At 55.0% G+C, this 26,552-nt stretch carries 22 protein-coding genes; 13 read left to right on the top strand and 9 right to left on the bottom strand.

Features of this window, described 5'->3' with window-relative positions; all coding sequences use genetic code 11:
* Positions 1 to 36 precede the first annotated feature (36 nt).
* From ftsH to MPQ_RS09210, 4 genes are all read left to right on the top strand, one after another.
* Positions 37 to 1,932: an ATP-dependent zinc metalloprotease FtsH gene (gene ftsH, locus MPQ_RS09225; protein ID WP_013442658.1), complete on the top strand. Its 1,896-nt coding sequence runs from the start codon at positions 37 to 39 to the stop codon at positions 1,930 to 1,932.
* Positions 1,933 to 1,996: 64 nt separating this feature from the next.
* The gene (gene folP, locus MPQ_RS09220; RefSeq protein ID WP_013442657.1) at positions 1,997 to 2,818 is read left to right on the top strand and encodes a dihydropteroate synthase; all 822 of its coding nucleotides are present in this window, start codon (positions 1,997 to 1,999) and stop codon (positions 2,816 to 2,818) included.
* Between the two features lie 105 nt (positions 2,819 to 2,923).
* Positions 2,924 to 4,282: a phosphoglucosamine mutase gene (glmM, locus tag MPQ_RS09215; protein ID WP_013442656.1), complete on the top strand. Its 1,359-nt coding sequence runs from the start codon at positions 2,924 to 2,926 to the stop codon at positions 4,280 to 4,282.
* Between the two features lie 202 nt (positions 4,283 to 4,484).
* Positions 4,485 to 5,018, top strand: a complete 534-nt coding sequence (locus MPQ_RS09210) for a phosphatase PAP2 family protein (protein WP_015830484.1) — start codon at positions 4,485 to 4,487, stop codon at positions 5,016 to 5,018.
* A 43-nt stretch (positions 5,019 to 5,061) separates the two neighbouring features.
* Here MPQ_RS09210 and MPQ_RS09205 read toward each other — a convergent pair whose 3' ends face one another.
* Positions 5,062 to 6,033, bottom strand: a complete 972-nt coding sequence (locus MPQ_RS09205; protein WP_013442654.1) for a helix-turn-helix domain-containing protein — start codon at positions 6,031 to 6,033, stop codon at positions 5,062 to 5,064.
* A 212-nt stretch (positions 6,034 to 6,245) separates the two neighbouring features.
* Between MPQ_RS09205 and MPQ_RS09200 the strand changes: the two genes are divergently transcribed.
* Complete coding sequence (locus MPQ_RS09200) at positions 6,246 to 6,683, top strand: hypothetical protein (RefSeq protein ID WP_041362246.1); 438 nt, start codon at positions 6,246 to 6,248, stop codon at positions 6,681 to 6,683.
* 32 nt (positions 6,684 to 6,715) lie between these two features.
* On the opposite strand, the gene MPQ_RS09195 is transcribed toward MPQ_RS09200, so the two are convergent.
* On the bottom strand, positions 6,716 to 7,564 hold the full coding sequence (locus MPQ_RS09195; RefSeq protein WP_013442652.1) for a zinc dependent phospholipase C family protein: 849 nt from the start codon (positions 7,562 to 7,564) through the stop codon (positions 6,716 to 6,718).
* Between the two features lie 147 nt (positions 7,565 to 7,711).
* On the opposite strand from MPQ_RS09195, the gene MPQ_RS09190 reads away from it, so the two are divergent.
* Positions 7,712 to 8,080, top strand: a complete 369-nt coding sequence (locus tag MPQ_RS09190; RefSeq protein WP_013442651.1) for a diacylglycerol kinase — start codon at positions 7,712 to 7,714, stop codon at positions 8,078 to 8,080.
* 31 nt (positions 8,081 to 8,111) lie between these two features.
* Here the strand turns inward: MPQ_RS09190 and MPQ_RS09185 are convergent, their stop codons facing one another.
* A complete protein-coding gene (locus tag MPQ_RS09185; protein WP_013442650.1) occupies positions 8,112 to 8,813 on the bottom strand; it encodes a hypothetical protein in 702 nt (233 codons plus the stop codon).
* A gap of 130 nt (positions 8,814 to 8,943) precedes the next feature.
* On the opposite strand from MPQ_RS09185, the gene MPQ_RS09180 reads away from it, so the two are divergent.
* Both MPQ_RS09180 and MPQ_RS09175 read left to right on the top strand, forming a co-directional pair.
* On the top strand, positions 8,944 to 10,098 hold the full coding sequence (locus tag MPQ_RS09180; protein ID WP_041362244.1) for a glycosyltransferase: 1,155 nt from the start codon (positions 8,944 to 8,946) through the stop codon (positions 10,096 to 10,098).
* 117 nt (positions 10,099 to 10,215) lie between these two features.
* Positions 10,216 to 11,469: a D-amino acid dehydrogenase gene (locus MPQ_RS09175; protein WP_013442648.1), complete on the top strand. Its 1,254-nt coding sequence runs from the start codon at positions 10,216 to 10,218 to the stop codon at positions 11,467 to 11,469.
* Positions 11,470 to 11,558: 89 nt separating this feature from the next.
* Here MPQ_RS09175 and pstB read toward each other — a convergent pair whose 3' ends face one another.
* The 4 genes from pstB to MPQ_RS09155 all read right to left on the bottom strand — a co-directional run bounded on the left by pstB (position 11,559) and on the right by MPQ_RS09155 (position 15,379).
* A complete protein-coding gene (pstB, locus tag MPQ_RS09170) occupies positions 11,559 to 12,338 on the bottom strand; it encodes a phosphate ABC transporter ATP-binding protein PstB (protein WP_013442647.1) in 780 nt (259 codons plus the stop codon).
* Between the two features lie 60 nt (positions 12,339 to 12,398).
* Positions 12,399 to 13,337, bottom strand: coding sequence for a phosphate ABC transporter permease PstA (gene pstA / locus MPQ_RS09165; RefSeq protein WP_013442646.1), 939 nt, complete (start codon positions 13,335 to 13,337; stop codon positions 12,399 to 12,401).
* 3 nt (positions 13,338 to 13,340) lie between these two features.
* Positions 13,341 to 14,288 (bottom strand): phosphate ABC transporter permease subunit PstC, encoded by a 948-nt coding sequence (gene pstC, locus MPQ_RS09160; RefSeq protein WP_049821897.1) that lies wholly within the window; start codon positions 14,286 to 14,288, stop codon positions 13,341 to 13,343.
* A gap of 86 nt (positions 14,289 to 14,374) precedes the next feature.
* Entirely contained in the window at positions 14,375 to 15,379 is a 1,005-nt protein-coding gene (locus MPQ_RS09155) for a PstS family phosphate ABC transporter substrate-binding protein (protein ID WP_013442644.1), read from the bottom strand.
* 191 nt (positions 15,380 to 15,570) lie between these two features.
* Between MPQ_RS09155 and prfB the strand changes: the two genes are divergently transcribed.
* From prfB to MPQ_RS09130, 5 genes are all read left to right on the top strand, one after another.
* Positions 15,571 to 16,675 (top strand): peptide chain release factor 2 gene (gene prfB / locus MPQ_RS09150; protein WP_148211171.1). Its coding sequence is split into 2 segments (ribosomal slippage): positions 15,571 to 15,651 and positions 15,653 to 16,675, totalling 1,104 coding nucleotides; the frame shifts between segments, so codons are not numbered across the junction.
* Between the two features lie 2 nt (positions 16,676 to 16,677).
* Positions 16,678 to 18,192: a lysine--tRNA ligase gene (lysS, locus tag MPQ_RS09145; protein WP_013442642.1), complete on the top strand. Its 1,515-nt coding sequence runs from the start codon at positions 16,678 to 16,680 to the stop codon at positions 18,190 to 18,192.
* A 276-nt stretch (positions 18,193 to 18,468) separates the two neighbouring features.
* Positions 18,469 to 19,041 carry a polymer-forming cytoskeletal protein gene (locus MPQ_RS09140; RefSeq protein WP_013442641.1) on the top strand — a complete coding sequence of 191 codons (573 nt, stop codon included), beginning with the start codon at positions 18,469 to 18,471 and terminating at the stop codon, positions 19,039 to 19,041.
* Between the two features lie 191 nt (positions 19,042 to 19,232).
* Positions 19,233 to 20,651, top strand: coding sequence for a putative porin (locus MPQ_RS09135; RefSeq protein WP_013442639.1), 1,419 nt, complete (start codon positions 19,233 to 19,235; stop codon positions 20,649 to 20,651).
* A gap of 230 nt (positions 20,652 to 20,881) precedes the next feature.
* Complete coding sequence (locus MPQ_RS09130) at positions 20,882 to 24,262, top strand: EAL domain-containing protein (RefSeq protein WP_013442638.1); 3,381 nt, start codon at positions 20,882 to 20,884, stop codon at positions 24,260 to 24,262.
* 10 nt (positions 24,263 to 24,272) lie between these two features.
* Here MPQ_RS09130 and MPQ_RS09125 read toward each other — a convergent pair whose 3' ends face one another.
* Together MPQ_RS09125 and MPQ_RS09120 are read right to left on the bottom strand one after the other, a co-directional pair.
* Entirely contained in the window at positions 24,273 to 25,292 is a 1,020-nt protein-coding gene (locus MPQ_RS09125) for a class 1 fructose-bisphosphatase (protein ID WP_369750514.1), read from the bottom strand.
* A gap of 30 nt (positions 25,293 to 25,322) precedes the next feature.
* Positions 25,323 to 26,549: a carbohydrate porin gene (locus MPQ_RS09120; protein ID WP_013442636.1), complete on the bottom strand. Its 1,227-nt coding sequence runs from the start codon at positions 26,547 to 26,549 to the stop codon at positions 25,323 to 25,325.
* Between the last annotated feature and the right edge of the window lie 3 nt (positions 26,550 to 26,552).

The following is a 26,552-nucleotide window of genomic DNA, read 5'->3' as shown; positions in this document are numbered from 1 at the left end:
TGAAGTTTGCTGCCTTTATTAGTTAAGGATGTGATTTTGAACAACATCGTCAAGAATATTGCAATTTGGGTGATTGTCGCCCTGGTGCTCATGACTGTCTTCAACCAGTTCGGCTCCAAGACCACTGCAGACAGTCAGGTTGTCTACTCGCAATTCATCGACCAGGTTAAACAGGGCCAGATTGCCAAAGTGACGATTGAAGGCCGCGTATTGCGCGGTGTCACCAACGAAGGCCGCAAATTCAATACTTATGCGCCTTCTGATCCATGGCTGGTGTCCGATCTGCTGAAGAATAACGTCACGGTTGAAGCCAAGCCGGATGAAGAGCCATCGTTGCTCATGAATATTTTCGTGTCATGGTTCCCCATGCTGCTGCTGATAGGCGTCTGGGTGTTCTTCATGCGCCAGATGCAAGGCGGTGGCAAAGGCGGTGCTTTCTCTTTCGGCAAGAGCAAGGCGCGCCAGCTGGATGAAGCCTCCAACCAGACCACCTTCGCCGATGTTGCAGGTTGCGATGAAGCCAAGGAGGAAGTTTCCGAGCTGGTTGAGTTCCTGCGTGATCCTACCAAGTTTCAGAAACTGGGTGGCCGTATTCCCCGTGGCGTATTGATGGTGGGCCCTCCTGGTACTGGTAAAACCTTGCTGGCCAAGGCCATTGCCGGTGAAGCCAAAGTGCCATTCTTTACTATCTCTGGTTCCGATTTCGTCGAGATGTTTGTTGGTGTGGGTGCGGCCCGTGTGCGTGATATGTTTGAGCAAGCCAAGAAAGCTGCTCCTTGCATCATCTTTATTGATGAAATTGATGCCGTAGGTCGTCATCGTGGCGCCGGTACCGGCGGTGGTAACGATGAGCGCGAGCAGACACTTAACCAGATGCTGGTCGAGATGGATGGCTTTGAGCCTAACTCGGGCGTGATCGTGATTGCCGCGACCAACCGTGCGGATGTGCTGGACAAGGCATTGCTGCGTCCAGGCCGCTTTGACCGTCAGGTTATGGTGGGGCTGCCGGATATTCGTGGTCGCGAGCAGATCCTGCTGGTGCATATGCGCAAAGTGCCGATTGATGCGGATGTAAAGGCCGATATCATTGCCCGTGGTACCCCTGGTTTCTCCGGTGCGGATCTTGCCAATCTGGTGAACGAAGCTGCCTTGTTTGCCGCGCGCCGTAACAAGCGCACGGTAGATATGCAGGACTTTGAAGATGCCAAGGACAAGATTTTCATGGGTCCCGAACGCAAGTCTATGGTCATGCGTGAAGAAGAGCGTCGCAACACCGCTTATCACGAGTCCGGCCATGCGGTGGTAGCCAAGTTGCTGCCCAAAGCTGACCCGGTGCACAAAGTCACCATCATGCCGCGTGGCTGGGCGCTGGGCTTGACCTGGCAGCTGCCAGAGCATGACCGCATCAGCAACTACAAGGACAAGATGCTGGAAGAAATTTCCATCCTGTTTGGTGGCCGGATTGCAGAAGAAATCTTCATGCATCAGATGTCCACTGGTGCGTCGAATGACTTTGAGCGTGCCACCAAGATGGCCCGTGACATGGTGACGCGCTTCGGTATGTCCGATACCCTGGGCACCATGGTGTACGTGGATAACGATCAGGATTCCATGTTTGGCCGCATGTCCGCCAAAACGGTTTCTGAAGCCACGCAACAAAAGGTGGATGCTGAAATCCGTCGTATTCTGGACGAGCAATATGCGGTTGCACGCAAGCTGCTGGAAGACAATCGCGACAAGGTAGAAGCCATGACAGCCGCGTTGCTGGAGTGGGAAACCATTGATGCCGAGCAGATCAATGACATCATGGCGGGTAATGCACCACGCCCACCCAAGGTATTGCCTACGGTGAACCGCCATACCACCAGTGATACTGGCAGCTCTGGCCCAACTGCAACACCTGCACCACAGCCTGCGGCCAAGTCCGAATAGTTTTCCTTCATTGTCAAAGCCATATTCTTCGCAAGTGGAATATGGCTTTCTTATTTTTTAGCTTATGAAATTTATCTGCGGTCGTTATCAGCTTGATCTTTCGCGCCCCCATGTCATGGGCATCGTCAATGTCACGCCTGACTCTTTTTCGGATGGTGGCAAATATTCCTCTACCGAGCTCGCGGTGGCGCATGCCATTGAACTGGTCGAGCAGGGGGCAGACATCTTGGATATAGGCGGCGAATCCACCCGCCCAGGGGCAACGCCAGTCTCGCTGGAGGATGAGCTGCAGCGCGTCTTGCCGGTGATCGAGCAATTGGCAGAGCGCGTGGATGTGCCGCTTTCGATTGATACCTACAAGCCGGAAGTCATGCGGGCCGCTATCGCCGCCGGGGCTGATATCGTGAATGATGTCAGGGCCTTGCAGGAGCCACATGCGCTCGAGATTGTGGCGGCAAGCAATGTTGGCGTTTGCCTCATGCATATGCAAGGCACGCCGCAGACCATGCAACTGGAACCGCAATATGATGATGTGGTGGCTGAGGTTGCCGGTTTTCTGCAAAGCCGCTTGCAGGCGGCTCAGGCAGCCGGGATAGCAGCCGAGCGCATCACGCTGGATCCGGGCTTTGGTTTCGGCAAGCGTACTGTGCATAATATTGCCCTGCTGCAGCAATTACCGGTATTGCAGGCGTTGGGCTATCCTTTGCTGGTTGGGCTTTCGCGCAAATCTGTTCTGGGCAAAATTACAGGTGAGGATGTCGACTCCCGTCTGTATGCCAGTCTGGCGGCCTCCGTGATTGCCACCATGAAAGGGGCTGCCATTGTGCGGGTGCATGATGTCAAAGCCACCGCGGAAGCGCTGAAAGTGGTGGCAGCCGTCCGCTAGACTGATGCCCTGGATCATGTTTCAGCTGTGGCTGACAGGTATTAGCGGCAAAGCATGCTTCACGATGACGTTTTACATGCGTCAGGTTTTTTGAAAGTTTAGGGAATGACAAGAAAATATTTTGGTACCGATGGCATACGTGGTCGTGTAGGGGATGCCCCCATCACGCCGGATTTTGTCATGCGATTGGGCTACGCCGCTGGACGGGTGCTGACTGGCCTCGATAGTCACCTGGCAAAGGATGCCCATCCGACCGTATTGATCGGTAAAGACACGCGGATTTCCGGTTACATGCTGGAGTCCGCCTTGCAGGCCGGTTTGTCTGCTGCGGGCGTGGATGTATTGCTGACCGGCCCCATGCCAACGCCAGCTGTGGCGTATCTGACCCGTGCCTTGCGCGCGCAGGCGGGCATTGTGATCTCGGCCTCGCATAATCCCTTTGAAGACAACGGCATCAAGTTTTTCTCCGCCGAGGGCACCAAGCTGCCCGATGAGGTTGAGCTGGCAATTGAAGCGGCGCTGGATCAGCCATTGCAGGTAATGCCATCGGCAGGTCTGGGCAAAGCCAAGCGCATCACCGATGCTGCGGGCCGCTATATTGAATTCTGCAAGAGCACCTTTCCTGCCGCGCTGGACTTGCGCGGTCTGCGCATAGTGCTGGATTGTGCCAATGGCGCGACCTATCACGTCGCCCCGCCGGTGTTTCACGAGCTGGGGGCCGAAATTGTCACCATCGGCTATCAGCCAGATGGTCTTAACATCAACCTCGACTGTGGTTCTACCCACCCGCAAGCCTTGTGCCGTGCGGTGATTGAGCACAAGGCGGATCTGGGCATCGCGTTTGATGGCGATGGCGACCGGGTGGTGATGGTGGATAGCCAGGGCCGCCTGCTGGATGGTGACCAGTTGCTGTATATCATTGCCATGCAGCGCAAGCAGCGCGGCCGTCTGGACGGGGGCGTGGTAGGCACGCTGATGACCAACCTGGCGCTGGAACATGCCCTGGCAAAGGCCGATATTCCTTTCCTGCGCGCCAAGGTCGGCGACCGCTATGTGCTGGAACTGCTGAATGAGCAGGATTGGCAACTGGGCGGCGAAAACTCCGGCCATATCCTCTGCCTGGATAAACACAGCAGCGGCGACGGCATCATTGCCGCCTTGCAGGTGCTGCATGCCATGCGTACCGCTGGCTGCAGTCTGGATACACTAGGCGCAGGCCTGACGCTGTATCCGCAGGTGCTGATCAATGTCAAGGTCGCTGGCAAGGTGGATCTGGCGGCACAGCCTGCCATCCAGCAAGCCGTGGCAGATGCCGAGCAGCAATTGCAAGGGCGCGGCCGCGTGCTGTTGCGCCCATCGGGTACCGAACCCAAAATTCGCGTGATGGTGGAAGGCGAAGACGGTGCGCTGGTGCAGCGCCTGGCCGAGCAGATCGCCACAGTAGTACAAGCCCAGTTAGCCTGATAGACATGGCCTGGCCGACATGCAGTGATGCTGCGTGTCGGCTTGTTTCCGGCGCTGCCTCAGCCAGCGCTGCATCGTCTTCCATTCATCACTGGTGATGGTTAACGCATTTACCGTCATCATCCCGTCATACTTGCATGACATGCTTGCCCACGTAAAACCAAGTTAAACCATCATTAACCTCGGTGAAGTGGAGGTCAACATGCAAAGAATGCATCTGGTCATAGACCGATTCAACAAACTGGATAGTCGCCTGTGTGTGCGAGCCAATCGCACCTCGCGCTTTATGGGCGTGCGACTCTTTTTCCGCCTGGTCAGTCGGCTGGGCGACGGTGTTTTCTGGTACACCGTCATGCTCGGCATCGTCTTGAGTCACGGTGCAGATGGCATTCTGCCCGCCTTGCACATGGCGCTGGCAGGGCTGACAGGTACCTGCGTTTACAAATGGCTCAAGGGCAAAACCCTGCGTCCACGTCCTTATGAAGTGCATCAGGATATCTGGTTGACTGGCAAGCCGCTGGATCGCTTCAGCTTTCCTTCCGGGCATACCCTGCATGCCGTGGCGTTTTGCACGGTGGGTCTGTTCTACTACCCGGCGCTGATGCCCTTGCTGTTGCCGTTTACGCTGATGGTCGCCTTGTCACGCGTGGTATTGGGCTTGCATTACCCTAGCGATGTGCTGGCTGGCGCCGCGATTGGCGCCACCATCGCGATGATCTCCATCGCTATCGTTTAAGCGCATCGGTTAGCGGTAACAATTAAGCACAAAAAGCGACGCCTCATGCGTCGCTTTTTGCTTTTGCAGCTTGCGCCTGGGCCTTGAGTGCTCGGGGTGATAGGCCAAACTTCCGTTTGAATGCGCGGCTGAAATGCGATAAATCGTTAAAGCCCCATTTCATCGCAATGTCGGATACTGCCAATCCGGTCTGGCGGGCGCCAAGAATCTCCTGATGCGTTTTTTCCAGCCGCCGTTCCCATACATGGCGCATGAGAGAGGTATCTTCTGCCGCCAGCAATTCGTTGATATAGCGGGAAGACAGCCCGGTGGCCTGCGCGATCATCTGACTATCCAGCTGCGGGTGGGCCAAGTGTTTTTCCACACAGGATTTGATGTTGTACAGCGAGAGCGAGCGACTGCGCGATAGCTGGCTGGCGGGTGGCCTTATCTCCTGCAAGGCCAGGGAAAACAGATCGAGCGCATTATCCGAGAGCGCATCAAATGCCAGCTGCGACATGCCGGTTGCCTGACTTGCGCTGGCACGCATGAAGTCGGCGGCTACGGCACCTATGCCCTTGCTTCCCGGGATTTTCATGGCGGTACAATGTTCAACGCCCGCCAGCTTTTGCCGCATTAACTCTCTGGGAATCGAAATGATCAATTTGGAAAAGCTGCCCGGGCAGGTGATACGGTGCGGCCTGGTGGCGTCGTAAATCGTCATGTCTCCGGGACTGAGGAATACCTCGCGCCCCGCTTGTTCCAGCATGTATTCCCCGGAAAGCAGGACCACGCCGAAGTAGGCATCCTGACTGGAAAGCAGGGGCTCTTGCGGCAGGCGTTTCAGCTTGATGGCATTGGAGCGGATGCAGGATAGCCGCAGTTGCTTCCATGTGTAGATGTCCATCTCATTCAGCAACGGCACATTGCGCGGTGGGGTGATGTCAACATGGGCATATTCCCGGCCGATGATCTCTTTCAGCCACTCATGCCTGTGCCAGGGCGAGATATCTTCGGTGGACAAATGGATGGCCATTGGCGGTTGCAGGCTCTCTGTCTCAGCGTCATGCGGTTTCACTCGGCTACCTCATCCTGTTGATGTTCTGTAGATGGTAAGCATGCTCCGCATGTCTGTAAATTGCCATACCTCCGTTGCAGTCAAGTTTTGCATCCTTTGCAGCAAAGTATGCCGCAACAAGCTTGATTACACTTTGCGCTATCTAAAACAGCACAGGGACGAGATACATCATGCAACAACAAGATGCACGACATGCCGGCAATATCGTATTGCTCCGGGGCGCCTGCCTTTGGCTATTGATGGCCCTTTTGCTGGCCTGGTGCATGGTCGGCTTGAATTTTGGCGTAGACCCGCTGAAAGCGATCTTTGCCGGGAAGTTTACGCGGCTGTTGCAGGCGCATATTGATTTTCTGCTGATGACGGCGCTGATACTGGGCATATACGCCGCGCGCGTCAACTTGCCATGGACTGTGCGATGGGCCATGGTGGTGGGAGCATTTACCAATTCCAGCCTGTTTTTGCTGATGGCGATTTTTCCGGTGCTGGATAATCCCAATCAGCCGCCACCAATGATATTCACCGTTTACCTGCTTGCCAGTGTATTGACCACCAGTTATGGCTTCGGCAAAGCGGCGGTGCTGGTGTTGCGGTCTACCTTCAAGGAATAGTCTGCTCCCCGGGCGCAGCGATAATGGCTGGGCTAATCCCCGGCCAGTTTGCTGAAATACGTGATGGGAGCAGGGTGCAGATGTTCCAGATGCTGCCGGCAGGCGGCGCGCCATGCATTCAGCTGCGCTGCATCCAGATGGCGCAGCTCGGCCTCCCAATGCGGCTGTATGCCTTGCAGCACGATATGGATATCCTGAATCGCCGTTTGGGTCTTGGCGATGTAATACACAAAGTGCTTGAACACGCGTCTATCCAGCATGCGCATGCTGCGGTAGATCATGCCTGGCAGCCTTGAAAATCGCAGCAAGCGGTCTGCTTTGCCCAGTCGCCGTAAGGCTTTCTCGGTATGCTGTGGCTCACAGCCAAAGCTGGGGGAAATAAAGGCTGCCAGTGCGTCAGCATGGCAATCAAGCAGTTTGCCCGGCGTATGGGCCATCAAAGGCGCCAGGTGGGCGTCCATCGCCCATTCCGACGCAATATGCGTCATCATGCTGTTTTCCATCCACATGGCTTCGTGCGCCGGTACAAAGTGATTGTGCGCGATGACATCCACATACAGGTGGCTGGCATAGCCGATGGCCATGGCGGTTTCTTCATCGGTGCGTGCGCGGCTCAGCAGCCCATAGGCATGGCGCCACTGGTGGGTTTCTCTAAAGGTAGGAGACACTAGCGACAGATCAGGCAGGCAGGCACCGGCCATGACCAGTTCGGGAAAACGTTGTATGGCCTGACGCAGACGCGGGTCAAGCAAGGGCATGGCCCAGAGCAGGGAGTGGGCAAAGTAGAGGTGGGTGACCAGTCCCCAGGCATTGGCATCCTGTGATTGCAAAACCAGGGGCAAAAGCCAGAAGACCTTACCAAGATTTGCGTGCCTTTTCATGCTGCCTAATGTCGCTTCAGGGCATGATGGCCTTGTGACAATTATATGATTTTATTGTGACACGCCTTTGCGGGCGTTCGGGTTTGCTATACTGCCGCGCTGATGTCTGTTACGCATCATTGATGATCGCTCGCTAAGGAAAGCAACATGGAAAGTCCATACAAGGGAAAAACCGGATTACGCCGCCTGATCAATGCATTCGGCTACTCCATGGCCGGGCTGAAGGCCGCTTATACCAATGAAGATGCCTTCCGTCAGGAAGTGCTGATGACCATTGTCCTGGTGCCGCTGGCCCTGTATCTGGGCGAGAGTGGCATTGCCAAGGCTGCCATGATCGCCAGCGTGTTGCTGGTTGTGATTGTCGAGCTGCTCAATTCTTCCATCGAAGCCACGGTGGATCGCATTTCCCTCGAAAACCACATGCTTGCCAAGCGCGCCAAGGATATCGGCAGTGCGGCGGTACTGATCAGCCTGATCAATCTCGCGGTTGTCTGGCTGCTGATTCTGCTAGGCTAAACGCTTCAACTCTCCCGGCTGCCTGGCTGAATTAATGCCAGAGCTGGGGGCTTAATAACCGCAGGCCCACGCTGAGCCAGCGATCCTCATTGCCCTGGTCCATGCGGTTACCATACGTCGTGTCTATCTGCACACGCTCTCGCACCAGCCAATAGCGCAAGCCTACTTGGTAAAAAGGGTGCTCACGGTCATCCCCAAATACTTCCGCGATGGCCTGCAATCGTTCGTTCAACCGCGTTTCTGACCCCACTCCCCAGGTCAGCTTGTTCTGGTGCTCGGCTTTTTCATGCAGCCAACCCAGATTCACATGCAGTATCAGCGCATCATTTGCCAGTGAGAAACTGGCAGGCATATAGGCATAGGCATCGCCCAGCATGCTGGATTTCTCATCCACACTGGGATGCCGAGCATGCCCCACTACCAGGCCGATGCCGTAATTGTTGGTTGTGAGCGGGCGGAACAGGGTTTTGGCCTGCAGAATGACGTCGGTGGTATTCGAGTCGCCATCTTCGCGGGTCAGGGCGCCGCCGTAGGTCAGCTCCAGATTTTCGCCGACATTGCAGCCTGGCAGCGCCCAGTATTCGTCACTGTTGGTATTGTGTTTGGTCCAGGTTTCCAGCTGGCAGCTGCGCGGGTCCACCACCCGTGCATCGTCGGTGATCATGGGGCGCGCAGCATGGGCGGCGAGCGGTAACGCCAGCAGCAGCGCTGGCAAGGTGCGGAGTCGTTTCATGACGGGATTCCCTGATAAGCGGCTGCATTATAAACAGGCAATATGACGTCTGCGTTGCAATTCACATAAGCGTCATAAATCCTCTGTATCTTGCCAACAAAGCGTTATATGCGTGTTGCGAGAGGCAGATGTGAAGATTTTATTTATTTCCGATGTGTATTTTCCCCGTATCAATGGGGTGTCAACGTCCATCCGGACTTTTGTCGGGCAGTTGCAGGAACTGGGCCATGAGGTGCATCTGATCGCCCCGGACTATGGCGTGCAAACGGAAGATGAGCACTGGATACGCCGTATCCCCGCGCGTACCATTTATTTTGATCCGGAAGACCGTCTGATGAAATATGGCGCTGCGCTGGACAAGCTGATGGAACTGCGCGCCGAGAATTACGACCTCATCCATATCCACACGCCATTTGTGGCCCACTACCTGGGGCTGAAGCTGGGGCGTTTGCTGGATGTGCCTTGCGTGGAAACCTACCACACCTTTTTTGAAGATTATCTGCATCACTATCTGCCATGGATACCCAAGGCCATGGCAAAAGGGCTGGCGCGCATGGTGTCGCGACAGCAGTGCAATGCGGTGCAGGCCATTGTGGCGCCTTCGCGGCCCATGCTGGATGTACTGCGCCAATATGGCATCAATAGCACGGCCGAGGTGATACCCACCGGTTTGCAGCCCCATAGTTTTGCAGATGCCGATGGCGCAGCCTTTCGCACTAAATATGGCATCGCCCAGGGCCGTCCGGTCGCGCTGTTTGTGGGGCGTGTGGCCTTTGAGAAAAATATCGCCTTTCTGGTCCGCATGCTCACGCATCTGCGTCAGCAACAGCCCGATGCCTTGCTGGTGATTGCCGGAGAAGGCCCGGCAGAGGATAGCTTGCATGCCATGAGCAAACAGCTGGGCCTGCAGGACAATATCCAGTTCATTGGCTATCTGGATCGCGAGAAAGAACTCAATGCGTGTTATCGGGCGGCGGATGTCTTTGTGTTTTCATCCAAAACCGAAACCCAGGGCTTGGTACTGCTGGAAGCCATGGCACAAGGCACGCCGGTGGTCGCATTGGCGGAGCTGGGTACCAAATCCATTCTGATCGAAGGCGAGGGCGCCTTGATTGCGCCAGAGGATGAACAGGTGTTTGCCGAGAAAGTACGCTGCCTGTTCAGTGACGAGGTCAAGCGCAAGCGCCTGGGCGAGTCCGCCCGGCAATATGCGGCCAAGCGCTGGACATCGCGCACCCAGGCCGAACGCATGCTGCAGTTTTACGAACAGCTGATTTCGGCCTGAGACTGGCAGCTTGCCTATAACGGCTGGTGCGGCACTGATCACCCACATGCAAAAATAGATTGATCGCCAGCCCTTAAGCTTGCTCTAATCAGGGTGAGGATTCCACAGGGGTTAGGTATGCATGTGATTGTTATTGGCGGGGGTGTCATCGGGGTAACGACCGCCTATTATCTGGCGCAGGCTGGGCATCAGGTCACGCTGCTGGAGCGTGAAGCGGGCCCCGCCTTGCAAACCAGTTTTGCCAATGCGGGTCAGGTTTCGCCTGGCTACGCTTCGCCGTGGGCGGCTCCCGGCGTTCCACTCAAAGCCTTGAAGTGGATGTTTATGCGGCATGCTCCCCTTGCACTTAAACCTGATGGCTCACTGGCGCAGATCCAATGGCTGTGGCAACTCTGGCGCAACTGCGATGCCCGCCATTACCAGCAGAACAAAGAGCGCATGGTGCGGCTGGCGGAATATAGCCGCGATTGCCTCGATGCCTTGCGCCGCGATACCGGGATTGAATATGAAGGCCGCCAGCTCGGCACCTTGCAGGTGTTTCGTAGCCAGCAGCAGCTGGATGCCGCTGGCCGTGATATCGCCGTGCTGCATGAGGCTGGCGTGCCATTCCAGCTCTTATCCAATGCCGAACTTGCCAGTGTTGAACCTGCGCTGCAACATGCCAGCCGTTTAAGCGGCGGTTTGCGCTTGCCGCACGATGAAACCGGCGATTGTTACCTGTTTACCACCCGTCTTGCCGCCATGGCAGAGTCCCTGGGGGTGAAGTTTGAATACGGCTCCACTGTCCGCGCCCTTGAGATAGAAGGTGGGCGCTTTGCCAGCGTGCATACCCATCGGGGGCGGATCAGCGCGGATGCCTGCGTGCTCGCTGCCGGTGTTTACAGTGCGGATCTGCTGAAGGACATCGCCAGGATTCCGGTATATCCGGTTAAAGGGTATTCGCTGACACTGCCCATTCTGGATGCCAGCCTTGCCCCGCAGTCCACCATTCTGGACGAAACCTACAAGATTGCACTGACGCGCTTTGACCAACGCATACGCGTCGGTGGCATGGCGGAAGTGGTCGGTTACGATACGCGCTTGCGCGCACGCCGCCGCGCCACGCTGGAAATGGTGGTGCAGGATTTATTCCCCGGCGCGGGCGATACGGCTCAGGGGAGCTTCTGGGCCGGTTTGCGCCCCATGACGCCGGACGGCACGCCACTAGTGGGTGCAACCCATATCCCCAACCTCTTTCTCAATACCGGCCATGGCACTTTGGGCTGGACCATGGCTTGCGGTTCAGCTAGGTTGCTGACGCATCTCGTTTCCGGGCAGGCGACGGAAATACGCCATGACGACCTGTCGCTCATGCGCTACCACCAGTCTTGAGCCTGTGAGCGCCCATGAAAAAGCCCGGGATTACCCCGGGCTTTTTCACTGCAAGAGTGGCCTGTTTGGCAGGCCACCAGAGGATGGCATTAACCGAACTTGCCGGTAATGTAGTCTTCTGTTTCCTTGCGGGTAGGGCGGGTGAAGATCATGTCGGTATCGCCGTACTCGATCAACTCACCCAGGTACATATAAGCGGTGTAGTCAGACACACGGGCTGCTTGCTGCATGTTGTGTGTTACCACCAGAATCGTCAGCTTGTTGCGCAGCTCGGACATCAGTTCTTCGATGTTGGCCGTCGCAATCGGGTCCAGCGCAGAGGTCGGCTCGTCAAACAGCATGATTTCAGGATCAGTTGCCAAGGCGCGAGCAATGCACAGACGCTGTTGCTGACCACCAGACAGGTTGAATGCCAGATCGTGTAGGCGGTTCTTCACTTCGTCCCACAGGGCGGCACCTTTCAGTGCTTCTTCTACCTTGTCATCCACTACGCGCTTGTTGTTTTCACCGCGTACACGCAGGCCGTAAGCCACGTTTTCGTAGATGGACTTGGGGAAGGGGTTAGGCTTCTGGAACACCATGCTGATGCGCATGCGCACTTCAATCGGGTCTACGCCATTGGCCAGCACATTGGTATTGTCCGGGTGCATGATGATCTGGCCGTCATAACGATTGCCAGGGTAAAGATCGTGCATGCGGTTGAAGCAGCGCAGGAATGTCGATTTGCCACAGCCGGATGGGCCGATCAAGGCGGTGATCTTCTTCTCATACAGCGGCATGGTGATGCCCTTGAGCGCCTTGTGACCACCGTTGTAGTAGAAATTCAGATCGCGCGATTCAGCTTTAATCGGAGTTGAGGTTGTCACCATTTGATTAGTTTCCTGATTCTTAAATTAGTCTGTTCAGCCAGTAAGCGGGGAATGTCCCGATTACCACTTGATATTCTTGCGGATGCGGTAGCGCAGCCAGATTGCAGTGCCATTCATCAGCAGGGTAACTACGATGATGAGCGCGCCGGTGGCCGCTGCATTCATGTGGAATGCATGGTCAGGGCGGGACAGCCAGTTGAACATCTGGATCGGCATCACGGTAAAGCCCGAGCTCAGCCACTCAAAATTGAGGAAGGGTGGCGTATCCGTAATCGGTGATGGTGGCAGGAAGGCAATAAACGTCAGTGCACCAATCGTAATCAGAGGCGCTGTTTCACCCAGTGCGCGAGCCATGCCGATAATCACGCCGGTCAGGATGCCGCCGAAGGAGTAGTGCAGCACATGATGCAGCACGACTTGCCATTTGGTGGCGCCCACTGCGTAGGCTGCTTCGCGAATCGCAACAGGAATGCCACGCACGGCCTCACGTGTTGCCACAATCACAACTGGCAGGATCAGCAGACCTAATGTCAGGCCAGCGGTCAGTATGCTTTGCCCCAGGTCCAGGATGTAAACAAACAGACCCAGTGCCAGCAAACCATACACAATCGAAGGTACACCCGCCAGGTTGGTCACGTTGATTTCGATCAGGTCAGAGAACCAGTTCTTGGGGGCATATTCTTCCAGATAGAGACCCGCTGCCACACCCATCGGCACGGCGGAAAGAAAGGTCACGATCATCACCAGCAGCGAACCTATCCAGGCCGACAACAGGCCGGCATGGGCTGCGCGGCGTGAAGGGTATTCGGAGAGGAACTCAAACGTGAAGCGTGGGTAACCATCCATCACCAGGTCGACAAACAGCGTCAACAGGGTGAGGAGGCCGATCATCAGCGCGATCAGGCCGATAATCGAGAATACGTAGTCATTGAATTTGTGCCGGCGAATCATCGCCCGCACTTCTTCCAGATTGTCCAGTACGGATGCTTGGTTACTCATGGCTTAATAAGTCTCTCTGAATTTCTTGCGGGTAAGGTGGCCCAGAATATTGAAGATCAGGGTCATTAACATCAGCACCAGACCTGCAGCAAAAATACTCTGGTAACCAATGCTGCCGTGGGGCAAATCGCCCATGGCAACCTGCACGATGTAAGCCGTGATGGTGGATGCGCTTTCCATCGGGTTAAAGGTCAGGTTAGGTTGCTGGCCAGCCGCAAGTGCTACCACCATCGTCTCACCCACCGCACGGGAAATACCCAGAATGTAAGCGGCGATAATGCCGGAAATCGCAGCCGGTGTTACCACACGAATGGCAGTCTGAAAGCGCGTGGCGCCCATGGCGTAGGAACCTTCACGCATGCTCATTGGTACGGCGCGCATGGCATCTTCAGCGACCGAGCTGATATAAGGCACGATCATGATGCCCATCACGATACCTGGGCCCAACATATTGAAGCCAGGTAGGCCGGGGATGAATTTTTGCAGCAACGGTGTCACGAACAGCAGTGCGAAGTAGCCAAATACCACGGTTGGCACGCCAACCAGCAGTTCCAGGATAGGTTTGACGGTTTCGCGTGTCTTGTGCGAAGCAAACTCGGACAGGTAAATGGCGCCAACAGTGCCAATCGGAATCGCCACCAGCAAGGCAATAGCCGAGGTGGTGAGGGTGCCGGAAACCAGAGGCAGAATGCCGTAGTGCGCATCTTCAAACAGTGGCGTCCATTGCGTATCCGTCAGGAAGTCAATAATGGAAACATGTTCAAAAAAGCTTAAGGATTCGTAAAGCAGAATGGCGACAATCGCCAGAGTGGTTGCTACTGCCGACATGGCAGCCAGCATAAGAAGGAATTCAATCACGCGTTCAACAAAATGTCTGCGGACGTTTTTTGCCAAACGTGCACTGATTTTCAGTTCAGTCTGATTTGGTAGCACTTGAGTAGCCGTGTTCACTTGATTTAGACCCGTGCATTGTAACGGAATTGAAGGGAGGGATGCGACATCGGGCAGGCAATAATGCCGCCCGATGTCGCAAGCCATTACTTGATGCGGCTCAGCAGTTCAGGAATCTTCACGCCCACTTCTGGCACACCACCAAAGCCAGTACCCGGCTTCAGAGACTTCCAGTGTTCAACCACGGCAGCGTACTCGCTGGCTGGCAGGGGAACGTACTTCACTTCCTTGGTCAGGGCAGCAGCATTGGCCAGGTAGAAGTTGATGAACTCTTTGACTTCAGGCTTGAAAGCGCCAGCCGTTGCGTTCACATAGATGAACAGCGGGCGGGACAATGGCTGGTAAGTGCCGTTCATCACCGTTTCAGGAGATGGGCTGACAGCTGGAGCGCCAGTCTTTGCCACGATAGGCACAGCGCGCAGTTTGTCGCGGTTTTCGTCAAAGTAAGCATAACCAAAGTAACCCAGGCCGCCGATGTCGCTGGATACGCCTTGTACCAGAACATTGTCATCTTCAGAGGCAGTAAAGTCACCACGGCTGGACTTGGCCTTGCCAACCACAGCTTCGGTAAAGTAGTCGAATGTACCCGAGTCAGCACCTGGGCCAAACAGCTTCAGAGGCTTGTCTGGCCAAGTGGCATTCACTTGCTTCCAGGTCTTGACGCTGCCTTGTGCAGCAGGTGCCCACATTTTGTTCAGCTCTTCCACGGTAATGCTTTTGATCCAGTCATTCTTTGGATTCACAACCACGGTCAATGCGTCATATGCCACAGGCAGTTCGATGTATTGAATGCCAGCTTCCTTACAGGCATCCATTTCCTTCTTCAGGATAGGGCGGGAAGCTTCGGAAATATCAGTCTCACCACGGCAGAACTTCTTGAAACCGCCGCCAGTACCGGAAATACCCACGGTAACCTTGATGGCGCCTTTTTTAGCTTTCTGGAATTCTTCAGCGACCGCTTCGGTAATCGGATAAACCGTGCTGGAGCCGTCGATCTTGACGATCTTTTCAGCTGCGTGAGCAGTGGGGATAGCGAACAGAGATGCGACAACAGCCGCCAGACCCATGCTTTGTACAAACTTCGATTGCATATAACCTCCATGGTGTGAATAAAATCCGCGCTGCAGACGTCAGCTTCCGAGAGCGGGGTACATAACTTGGGAGCACTTTAAAGCCTCTATGTTACAAGTTTGTGACAATGATGACGAAAGCTAAATTTAGTTGCTGAAAATGAGCTGTGGGGCTTTGATGTATAATCTCGTTTTTATTAGGTTTTATGGTAATGGAAGCAGAACAACTCAATCTGATCGCCCACCGCCTGGCAGATCTTTCTGAACGTAATCATGCCCTTCGGGGGTATCTTTGACTTCGAGACCAAGCAGCAACGCCTGGAAGAAGTCTCGCAATTGCTGGAAGATCCCAGCATCTGGAACGATAACGAACGCTCGCAAAAACTAGGCAAGGAACGCCGCGAACTGGAGTTCGTGGTCAAGTCGCTGACCGAGGTGGATAACAGCCTGCGTGACAGTGCCGAGCTGTTTGAAATGGCGCGCGAAGAAAACGATGATGCCACCTTGCTCGGTATTGATGCTGACAGCAAGGCTCTGGAAAAGCAGGTGGAGGAAATGGAATTCCGCCGCATGTTTGCCAACCCCATGGATGGCAATAACTGCTTTATCGATATCCAGTCCGGCTCGGGCGGTACCGAAGCGCAGGATTGGGCTTCCATGCTGCTGCGCATGTATCTGCGCTATTGCGAGCGCCGTGGTTTCAAGGTGGAAGTGCTGGAAGAGTCTGAAGGCGATGTGGCCGGGCTGAAGAGCGCTTCACTGAAAATCTCGGGCGATTATGCTTACGGTTATCTGCGTACCGAAAGTGGCGTGCACCGCCTGGTGCGCAAGTCGCCATTTGACTCGGGCAATCGTCGCCATACGTCATTCGCCAGCGTGTCGGTCTTCCCGGAAGTGGATGACTCGATTGAAGTTGAAATCAACCCGGCCGATTTGCGCATCGATACTTACCGGGCATCCGGTGCCGGTGGTCAGCATATTAACAAGACCGACTCCGCCGTGCGTATTACCCACTTGCCGACCAATACCGTTGTGCAATGTCAGAATGACCGTTCACAGCACCGTAACAAGGCTGAGGCCATGAACATGCTGAAAGCGCAGCTGTATCAGCTGGAGCTCAACAAGCGCAATCAGGAAAAGCAGGCGCTGGAAGATGCCAAGACGGATATTGGCTGGGGGCACCAGATTCGCAGCTATGTGCTGGATCAGTCGCGCATCAAGGATCTGCGCACCAACGTTGAAATTGGCAATACCCAGGGCGTGCTGGATGGCGATCTGGATCCATTCATATCAGAAAGTTTAAAGCAGGGAGTGTAGTAGTGAGCGAAGCACAACAGCCGATTGAGGCAACACAACAAGACGAAAACCATGTGATTGCCGAGCGCCGCGAAAAGCTGAAAGCGATCCGGGCTCAGGGTGTGGCTTTCCCCAATGATTTCAAGCCTGAGCATGCAGCAGCCGATTTGCATGCCCAATATGGCGAACAGGACAATGAAACGCTGGAGCCCGCCAATGTGCAGGTGAGCGTGGCTGGCCGCATGATGCTGAAGCGCGTCATGGGCAAGGCCAGCTTTGCCACGCTGCAGGACAAGAGCGGCCGTATCCAGCTCTTCATCTCCAAGGAAAGCATAGGCGAAGAGCTTTACGATGCTTTCAAGAAATGGGATATGGGCGATATTCTCGCCGCCCGTGGCGTGGTGTTCAAAACCAAGACCGGTGAGCTGTCGATCAAGGTGAGCGAGCTGCGTCTGCTCACAAAGTCCCTGCGTCCGCTGCCTGAGAAATTCCATGGGCTGTCTGATCAGGAGACCAAGTATCGCCAGCGCTATGTTGATCTGATTGTGTCGGACGATACCCGCCAGACCTTTATTGCCCGCAGCAAGATTGTGGCGGCTATTCGCAGCTTCATGCTGGGCAATGAGTTCCTGGAAGTGGAAACGCCCATGCTGCACCCCATTCCTGGCGGTGCGTCGGCCAAGCCTTTTATTACGCATCACAATGCGCTGGATATGCAGATGTACATGCGTATTGCGCCTGAGCTTTACCTCAAGCGTCTGATCGTGGGCGGCTTTGAGCGCGTATTCGAGATCAACCGCAATTTCCGTAACGAAGGCGTCAGCGTCCGTCACAACCCCGAATTCACCATGATGGAGTTCTACGCGGCCTATACCGATTACAAGTGGCTGATGGACTTCACTGAAAACTGTATCCGTGCGGCTGCCATCGCCGCCCGTGGCACCGCTGTGCTGGAATATCAGGGCCGTACGCTGGACCTCAGCCAACCATTCCAGCGCTTGACCATTGTCGGGGCGATTCAGAAATATGCGCCGGCTTATACATTGGAGCAGCTGAATGATGCTGCTTTCCTGCGCACCGAATTGAAGAAGTTTGGGGTCGAGGCTTTCGCCCATGCTGGGTTGGGTGCGCTGCAACTGGCGCTGTTTGAAGAAACGGCCGAAAGCCAGTTATGGGAGCCAACCTATATCATTGATTACCCGGTGGAAGTCTCGCCGCTGGCACGCGCATCGGATACCAATCCCGAGATTACCGAGCGTTTTGAGCTGTTTGTCACTGGCCGCGAAATTGCCAACGGTTTCTCTGAGCTGAATGATGCTGAAGACCAGGCGGCACGTTTCCATGCCCAGGTCGCTGCCAAAGAGGCGGGCGATGACGAAGCCATGTATTACGATGCTGACTTCATACGGGCGCTGGAGTATGGCATGCCGCCTACTGGTGGTTGCGGTATCGGCATTGACCGTCTGGTGATGCTGTTGACCGATAGCCCCAGCATACGCGATGTGATTCTGTTCCCGCATATGCGTCCCGAAGCCTGAATCTGAACGCGAACCCTGCTGCGGTTTGTTGCGGCAGGGCGACAAGATTAGCTCTTTAAAAACAATCGCTTGTTTTTTAAACAACGGATGAGCGTCTCCTGAGGGAGACGTTTTTTTTGGTATTTACCCCTGATTCTTGAAAATTCACCAATAGTTTTGTGTAAGTACATGATTATTTTGGTGTAGTTATTTCCGGCATGGTCATTGCTCTAACTGCTCTGGTAAATGTGATGTCTGCATTTCGACATTTTTTACCATCATGAAAGAGGATTACCCATGTTAAACAAGCAAGGTCTTTTCAATCGAGGTGCCCAACCTTCTCCTGCACAATCCACGCCAGCCAGCCGCCCTTCCACTTCACCTTTATCTGCCAGCACTACGACGACCAGCGCGCCTTATCCTGCCGCTACCTCTTCTGCCACGGCAGCCTCCGCAGCATCTGATATTAAAACGGACACTGACAACAAAGAGATCTCAGGTAGCCGCCTGATTGTGGGGCCGGATGTCAAACTCAAAGGCGCGGAAATCCAGGACTGCGATACCCTGGTAGTAGAAGGGCGCGTCGAGGCCACCATGGATAGTCGTGTCATCCAGATTGCCGAAGCTGGCGAATTCTCAGGCAAGGTGGGTATCGATGTCGCCGAGATATATGGCAAGTTTGAAGGCGAACTCACCGCACGTAGCCAGCTCATCATTCATGCCAGTGGCCGGGTTAGCGGCAAAATTCGCTACGGCAAGATTTTTATTGAAGAAGGTGGAGAGTTGTCTGGTGACATTGCTTCCATCTCCACCGAAAGCGCCAACAACAAAGCCAGCCCATTGCGCGCAGCCAGCGCAGGTCACGCTTAAGCTCCCTCCGAGCTCCAATGGTTGACGTTGTTGGAGCCACCTTATCGTCACGTATGGGTTGTTGTATTTTTGCAACGCCTGCGTGACGAATTCATGATTCGTCATCAATCTGTCACATTGCATCCCCAGAATCGCTTCCGTGTTGAAACTCAACAAAACGAATTTATAGTTTTTTAACCGGGAGCAATCTAATGAAAAGTATCAAGCTGCGCGGCGTCTGTGCTGCAGTTTCTGGGGCACTACTGTTCGGCTTTGGCGCCAATGCCATGGCTGATTCCACTGTTGACATCGTCAATGCGCTGGTGAGCAAGGGCGTATTGACCGAAGAAGAAGGCAATCTGCTGACCAAGGGCCGCGAAGGCGAAAAACTGGGTCAGGAAAAAGCCATGAAATCCGCTGGCAAGATCAAGATTTCTGACGTGGTCGATAGCGCTACTTTGTATGGCGATATCCGCGCACGTTACGAATTCCGTAATGGTGAAGATACCGCAAGCAATGGTGAAGATCGTTCACGTGGTCGTTACAAATTAACCTTGGGTGTCAAGACCGAGGCTGGTGATTTCTACTCTGATCTGGCTTTGTCCATGGGGAAAAATGGCCGCTCTGATAACGCCACATTCGGCGCTGCTGCCGACGGTAGCAATGGTTCAAATACTAAAGAGGCTGTTTACGTCAAACGCGCGATGTTGGGCTGGAAAGCTACTGACTGGCTGAAGATTGAAGCAGGTCGCGTTGCTAACCCACTGTACACCACCTCCATGGTATGGGATGCGGATTTGACCTTTGAAGGTCTGGTTGAAAAAGTAGACTTCAAGACCGGTAGTATCAACTGGTTCGGTAACTTCGCCCAATCTCAATACCGTGGCGACCGTCAGGATTTCTACAACATCGATACCTCTTCTGAGCGTAAAACCAACACGGTGTTGGCTTTCCAAGGCGGTGCGAAGTTTGATATTACCGATACGGTTTCTGCCAAGGCTGCTGTGACTTACACCACCTACACCAGTGATAACGGCACTGGCACTGGCGCTTTCGTGCCTGGTTTGGGTACCGGCACAGGCGTTGCTGGCACCTGGGGCACCAACGTTACTTCCACCAATGATATCCGCACCATTGAAATCCCGGCTGAACTGGGCTTCAAGCTGGCAAATAACATGAAGCTGAATGTGTTCGGTGACTACGTAGTCAACCTGGATGGTGATGACCGCTTTGACGCTGCTGTCGCTGCTGCTACGGCCGGTACTGCCCGTAACACTATCCGCGCAGCTGGTAACGATGACAAAGCCTGGCTGGTTGGTGTAGGCCTGGAACAAAAGCAGGACAAGAACCCCAAGAAGGGTGACTGGTCTGCCAAGCTCTGGTATCAGGACGTAGGTGTTTACGCACTTGATCCTAACGCTGTTGACTCTGACTTCATGGATTCCAAGGTTAACTTGAAGGGTGTCGTGTTCAAGGGTGAATACCTGGTGCGTGACAACGTATTCCTGAATCTGGCTGCTGGTCATGCTACTCGCAAGAATGACCGTCTGGCCGCTACTGGCGCAGGTGATATTAACCTGAACCTTGACAGCTACAATCTGTACCAACTGGACGTCACTTACAAGTTCTAAGCTGATAAGTGCCGAGCATGCCACTAAAATGGCATGCGTATCCTGAAAAAAACCCGCCATGAAAATGGCGGGTTTTTTTACGCTGAAAGCAAATCGAGTTGGCCATGGTTTTAAAGGCTATGCGAAGCCTGACGGGGGCTGCAGCCAGACGGTTAAACCCCTTTTAGTAATAGGCTTTTTGGCGTTTGTTGTGTACGATTACATAAAAATTCATATTATAAATCAGGGAAATGTACACCAGTCTCAACACTCGGCCGCGGCCGCTGTCTCTCCGCAATATCGTTAAACTCAGCATTATTGTTTTTGTTTATTGCTTGCTTGGCAGTCTTAATCTCTGGATTCCCATTCCGGATGCCTGGGCGACCTTAATCAGTCCCACGGCCGGCTTCTCGCTGGCGATTCTATTAGTCTTTGGTTATCGCGCATGGCCTGCCATTTTTATGGGCTCCCTGTTTACCCATTTGCATGCCACGGTGTATTACGTGGCTGCCACCATGGCCGTGGGGGATACACTGGAAACCCTGCTGGCCTGTTATCTATTGAAGCAGGTAGCGCGTTTTGATCCGGCGCTGATACGCCTGCGTGATTTCCTGACGCTGGTGTTTTTCGCGGTCGGTATCAGCCCGCTGGTCAGTGCATTGATCAATGTGCTGATGCTGGTGGTCGTCGGTGCGGATACCACCGCGCTTGCTAACAGCTTTACTAATTCCTGGCTGGAAGACGCTTTCAGCTATCTGTTGTTTACCCCGGCCGTGCTGGCGTTCTATCACTATGAGCCCATACGCTGGAGTTGGGCGCGGGCGGGCGAAGCCTTGCTACTGACCGGTCTGGTGGTATTCAGTTGTCTGTTGACCATGCTGGGTGCCATGGATAAATCCATGTCGCAGTTGATGCAGCCTCAGGCTTTCATGCTATTTCCGCTCATCATGTGGGCGGCGCTACGCTTTCATCAGCGCGGTGCGGCGCTGAGTGTGCTATTTGTTGCCATGACGGCGTTGTGGGGTGGGGCGCATGGCTTGGGTACCTTTGCGCATGATTTTGCCCAGTCCAATCTGCTGGATTACTGGATGTATGTGCTGGTGCTTTCGTCAACCGGTGTTGCCTTGTCTGGCTTGAATGCCGGGCGTATCCGTTCGGAGGCGCGACTCAAGGAGCAGCTGGATACCTACGATGCCTTGCTGCACGCACAGGCGGATGTGAATGAAGGTGTGGCGATTATTCATCGTGGCAAGATCGTCTATGGTAACGATGCCTTGTGGCGCATAGGAGGTTACAGTCCCGGTGACATTCCATTGGGGTCGGATTTCTTCAGCCTGATCCATCCATCTGATCGCAAGCGCGTGAGCGAGATTTACCAGCAACGCCTGCAGGATATGGATGTGCCTACGCGCTATGAAGCGCTGGGCCTGGGAAAAAACGGCAGAGCCATTCATATTGAGATTGCGGCTGCCCAGTATCGGGATGACAGTCAGCGCATCGTGACCTTGATCATTGACATCAGCAGCCGCAAAAAAGCCGAAGCCGAGCTTGTGAAAAGCCAGCAGGACTATCGGGAGCTGGTGGAATCGGTGCAGGCGATTGTGTGGCGGGCGATTCCTGGTGGCAAATTTACCTTCGTCAGTAAAGAAGCGGAAGCTTTGCTGGGGTATCCACTGGCGCAGTGGACCATGGAGCCGGACTTCTGGGTAGACAAGATTCACCCGGACGACCGCGACTGGGTAGTGGAGTATTGCCGCACCGAATCGCTCAAACTGCAGAGCTTTGATTTTGACTACCGCATGATCGCGGCGGATGGGCGCGTGGTCTGGATGAAAGACATCGTCAAGGTGATTCCGAATATGTCCAACACCCGTCCGGCCGAGCTGGTAGGGGTCATGCTGGATATCACCACCAGCAAGGCTGCGGAAGCGGATCTGCGGCTGGCGCGGCAGGTGTTCGACAACACGGCAGAAGGCATTGTTATTACCGATCCTGCTTTCCGCGTGCTGGAGGTCAACCAGGCATATCAGCAGATCACGGGTTATGACAAAGAGGAAATCATCGGCAAGCTGCCATCGGTCATGCAGGCTGGCTTGCACGAGGCTGCTTACTATGAAGGCATCTGGCAAACCTTGCGACGCGAAGGTCAATGGGTAGGCGAAATCTGGAATCGGCGCAAATCCGGCGAGAGTTATCCTGAGTGGTTATCCATCAGTCAGGTCGCCGATGCCAAGGGCAGCGTGCAGAATTATGTGGCCGTGTTTACGGACATTACCCAACGCAAATTATCCGAAGAGCGCCTGCAGTTTCTGGCCAATCACGATGCACTGACGCATCTGCCCAACCGCGCCCTGCTGCAGGAGCGTATCGACCAAGCCCTGTTCCGCGCGCAACGCAACAAGACTGCGATTGCCGTCTTGTTCATTGATCTTGACCGTTTCAAGATCATCAACGATACCCTAGGACACCAAACCGGCGATATGCTGCTGCAAGAAGCCGCCAAGCGGCTTAAAGAATGTTTGCGCGAAACCGATACCGTTGCGCGCCAGGGCGGCGATGAGTTTGTGGTGCTGGTGGAGGACTGTGGCGACACCGACTATCTCAATACCATCGCCCGCAAGATCATGGCCACGCTGGCGCAGCCTTTTATACTGGTCGGGCGCGAGCTTTTTATCAGCGCCAGTATCGGCATCAGCGTATATCCGGACGATGGCCTCGATACAGCCAGCCTGCTCAAGCATGCCGATGCCGCCATGTATCGCGCCAAAGAGTCCGGCAAGAACACCTTCCGCTTTTATGCGGCAGAAGCCAATACCAATAGCGTGGAATTATTGACGCTGGAAAACAACCTGCGCCGTGCCGTGGAGCGCAATGAATTCGTGCTGCATTACCAGCCCAAGGTAGACTTGCGCTCGCAGAAAATCATCGGCGCCGAGGCGGTTGTGCGCTGGCAGCATCCTGAGCTTGGCATGCTGTCACCCATGCAGTTTATTCCCCTGGCGGAAGAGACCGGCCTGATTATCGATATCGGCGCCTGGATCATGCAGGAGTCCTGTCGGCAAGCCGTGGAGTGGCAACAGCTCACCGGACAGAACGTTAGGGTTGCCGTTAATCTCTCCGCCCGCCAGTTCCGCGATGAAACCCTGCGGCAAACCATTGCCGATGCACTGGCCGAGAGCGGATTGACGCCAGATTGCCTGGAACTGGAAATTACGGAAAGCATGATCATGCACAATGCCGAGCGGGCGCGGGAGGTGTTGCAACACTTCCACGACCTGGGCGCCCATGTGCTGATCGATGACTTTGGCACCGGCTATTCTTCGTTCGGCTATCTCAAGCACTTCCCGATTGATTCACTCAAAATCGACCGATCCTTTGTGCGCGATATCCCCGATGACGTGGACGACATGGCGATTACCCAAGCCATTATCGCCATGGCCCACAGCCTGCAGATCAAGGTGGTGGCGGAGGGCGTGGAAACCCAGGAGCAACTGGCCTTCCTGAAAAAACAGGGCTGCGACCAGATTCAGGGATTCCTGTTCAGCGAACCGCTGCATACCCACGACTTTGTCCGCATGCTGAAATTGCAGCCCATGCTCAGGCTGCAACTGGGTGAGGCGGCGGTAGCCTGAGCACTTAACCCTATGATGCGTCTGCGGTGGGCTGGTGATAGCCCTGCAAGCGCGTCACTTCATGCCGGGCACCCATGATGACTGGTACACGCTGATGCAGTGAGCCCGGCTGCACTTCCATCATGCGCTGATCGCCCGTGGTCGATAAACCACCTGCCTGCTCCACCAGAAAACTCATGGGATTGGCTTCGTACATCAGGCGAAGCTTGCCGCCTTTATCGCGCAGTTCCTGATCCGCGGGGTAGATGAAAATCCCGCCGCGTATCAGCAGGCGATGCACCTCGGCCACCATGGCTGCCATCCAGCGCATGTTGAAGGTTTTTCCCAAAGGTCCTTCCGCGCCTTGCAGGCATTCGCTGATATAGCGTTTTACCGGGGCATCCCATAGTTTCTGGCGCGACATGTTGATGGCAAATTCCTGGGTGTCGGCCGGAATTTGCATGGCATGGTGTGTCAGCACAAAGTGTTGTTTCTCCTCATCCAGCGTGAAGCCATGGGTGCCAAAGCCTGTTGTCAGCACCAGCATGGTGGAGGTGCCATACAAGGCATAGCCCGCGCATACCTGGGCGTCGCCTGCTTGCAGAAAATCCGCCATCTGCGGGCTAGCCTTGCCGTGGTGACTGAGGATGGAGAAGATGGTGCCGACCGGGGCATTCAGGTTGACATTGGAGGAGCCATCCAGTGGATCAAACAGCAGCAGATACTTGCCCGCATTGCCATACTCCGCCGGAATTTCATAAGGCAGCTCCATTTCCTCCGAGGCCATGCCGGCAAAGTGTCCTGAGCGCTGGTTATGTTCAAGGAAGATGGTATTGGTGATGACATCCAGCTCTTTTTGCGTTTCGCCTTGTATGTTTTCTGAGTCCAGGCTGCCCATGTTGCCGGTGAGCGCGCCACGGTTGACCGCGCGTGCAATCTGCCGGCAACTCTCCGCGATACTTTGAAGCAGGTCTGTAAACTCCGCGTCGGGCAGGTGCCCTTGTTGCTGTTCGTTTTGCAGGAAGTCGTGCAGGGTCATTGCATTCATGATGTGCCTTTGTTCATGGGTGAGCATACTGGCTTACCACCAGCCTTCAAGTTGCAGGCCAACGGTCATGCCATGGTTGGCATTGCCAAACACGCCATTGGGGGAAAGCGTTGCCACCGCTGGATCCGTGGAACCGATAGCGGCATCGCGTGCCGCATCATTCCAGCGCGCATAGGTGCAAAAAAGCCGCAGCTCGGGGCGCGCCCAGAAGTTGCTGGCCACGGCCCAGGTTGGCGCGATGGTAAGCTTGGTCAGCGAGCGGGTGGCTTCGCCTGCAGGCTTAACCCAGTCTTGCCCCAGCTCTGCCTGCATCTTGAAATGCTGTGATACGCCGTAGGTGACACGGCCGCCAGCAGAGGTCCAGGTCTGACGGCTGTCGCGGTTTTCATCGCGCTGATATACCGCGGTCAGCATGCCGCCTACGCGGTCGGTGAGCTGTGCGTAGATACTTTCGACGATACGTGCCCGCCGAACATCATTACCGCTATCCAGTGACCCGGTGCCGCCCAGTCCGATGCCGGGGCCTACTCCATATTGCAGCGCCAGCTTGTTGACGCCATCTCCGAGAATGCGCTGCTGACGGTGTTGTACCGTGACAGCCCAGCCCGTATCGCCCGTGCCGGAATAACCACTCTTGGGCAGATAGCTGAGCCCAAGTTCCAGCTCGCCATTCGGATTCACGGCTATGCCACGCAACTGAACATCATGCCGGGTGGCTTTGGTGGTCTGATCCTGATTGTCATCGCGAAAGATGGCGTAACTCAGCTTCAGCGTATCGCCTATGCCGATCTGGTCTACCCCGGCTCCCAGCCCTTGCGGATTCCAGTAGAAGAAGTCGGTGACATGCACATCCTCGCGTTTGTAATAACGTCGCCCCGCCCAAAAGCTGCCGCCATTCAGCGCGGGAAGCTTGTTCCATGCGAGATAAGCCTGGGCAAAGCGCATGGTGGTTTCGCGGTCAGGCTGCATGCGTTCATCCGCCATCGATTGATAGCCGCTGACCATGACATAGCCTTTGACTTCCGAGCCATCGTCAAACTGCTGGAACTGTTGCCCTACGCGAAACTCGCCGTAGACCTCACACTCATTGCCCATGCGGTACTTGGATCCCGCGCCAGCCAGCTTGAAACAGGCGGCCGAGCCTTGCCCGCTGTTGCTTCCCGCCAGGGCGCGGATATAGCCGTACAACTCTGCTGCCTGGATATTCAGGCAAAGACATCCCAGCATGGCTGGCAAGAGCCATTTCATGACTGCTTTCATGGT

It is taken from the genome of Methylovorus sp. MP688, assembly GCF_000183115.1.
Classification (GTDB): domain Bacteria; phylum Pseudomonadota; class Gammaproteobacteria; order Burkholderiales; family Methylophilaceae; genus Methylovorus; species Methylovorus glucosotrophus.
The sequence above is the reverse complement of the archived record's forward strand: the minus strand, read 5'-3'. Positions and strand labels throughout refer to the sequence as shown.

What these genes read in the sequence shown, in the direction of transcription:
- MPQ_RS09130 (WP_013442638.1), top strand. Translation starts at nt 20,882, where the DNA reads ATGTACACCAGTCTCAACACTCGGCCGCGGCCGCTGTCTCTCCGCAAT.
- MPQ_RS09195 (WP_013442652.1), bottom strand. Translation starts at nt 7,564, where the DNA reads ATGAAAAGGCACGCAAATCTTGGTAAGGTCTTCTGGCTTTTGCCCCTG.
- MPQ_RS09155 (WP_013442644.1), bottom strand. Translation starts at nt 15,379, where the DNA reads ATGCAATCGAAGTTTGTACAAAGCATGGGTCTGGCGGCTGTTGTCGCA.
- MPQ_RS09185 (WP_013442650.1), bottom strand. Translation starts at nt 8,813, where the DNA reads ATGAAACGACTCCGCACCTTGCCAGCGCTGCTGCTGGCGTTACCGCTC.
- MPQ_RS09205 (WP_013442654.1), bottom strand. Translation starts at nt 6,033, where the DNA reads ATGGCCATCCATTTGTCCACCGAAGATATCTCGCCCTGGCACAGGCAT.
- glmM (WP_013442656.1), top strand. Translation starts at nt 2,924, where the DNA reads ATGACAAGAAAATATTTTGGTACCGATGGCATACGTGGTCGTGTAGGG.
- MPQ_RS09210 (WP_015830484.1), top strand. Translation starts at nt 4,485, where the DNA reads ATGCAAAGAATGCATCTGGTCATAGACCGATTCAACAAACTGGATAGT.
- MPQ_RS09120 (WP_013442636.1), bottom strand. Translation starts at nt 26,549, where the DNA reads ATGAAAGCAGTCATGAAATGGCTCTTGCCAGCCATGCTGGGATGTCTT.
- MPQ_RS09135 (WP_013442639.1), top strand. Translation starts at nt 19,233, where the DNA reads ATGAAAAGTATCAAGCTGCGCGGCGTCTGTGCTGCAGTTTCTGGGGCA.
- folP (WP_013442657.1), top strand. Translation starts at nt 1,997, where the DNA reads ATGAAATTTATCTGCGGTCGTTATCAGCTTGATCTTTCGCGCCCCCAT.
- MPQ_RS09200 (WP_041362246.1), top strand. Translation starts at nt 6,246, where the DNA reads ATGCAACAACAAGATGCACGACATGCCGGCAATATCGTATTGCTCCGG.
- pstB (WP_013442647.1), bottom strand. Translation starts at nt 12,338, where the DNA reads ATGGTGACAACCTCAACTCCGATTAAAGCTGAATCGCGCGATCTGAAT.
- MPQ_RS09140 (WP_013442641.1), top strand. Translation starts at nt 18,469, where the DNA reads ATGTTAAACAAGCAAGGTCTTTTCAATCGAGGTGCCCAACCTTCTCCT.
- MPQ_RS09175 (WP_013442648.1), top strand. Translation starts at nt 10,216, where the DNA reads ATGCATGTGATTGTTATTGGCGGGGGTGTCATCGGGGTAACGACCGCC.
- pstA (WP_013442646.1), bottom strand. Translation starts at nt 13,337, where the DNA reads ATGAGTAACCAAGCATCCGTACTGGACAATCTGGAAGAAGTGCGGGCG.
- MPQ_RS09190 (WP_013442651.1), top strand. Translation starts at nt 7,712, where the DNA reads ATGGAAAGTCCATACAAGGGAAAAACCGGATTACGCCGCCTGATCAAT.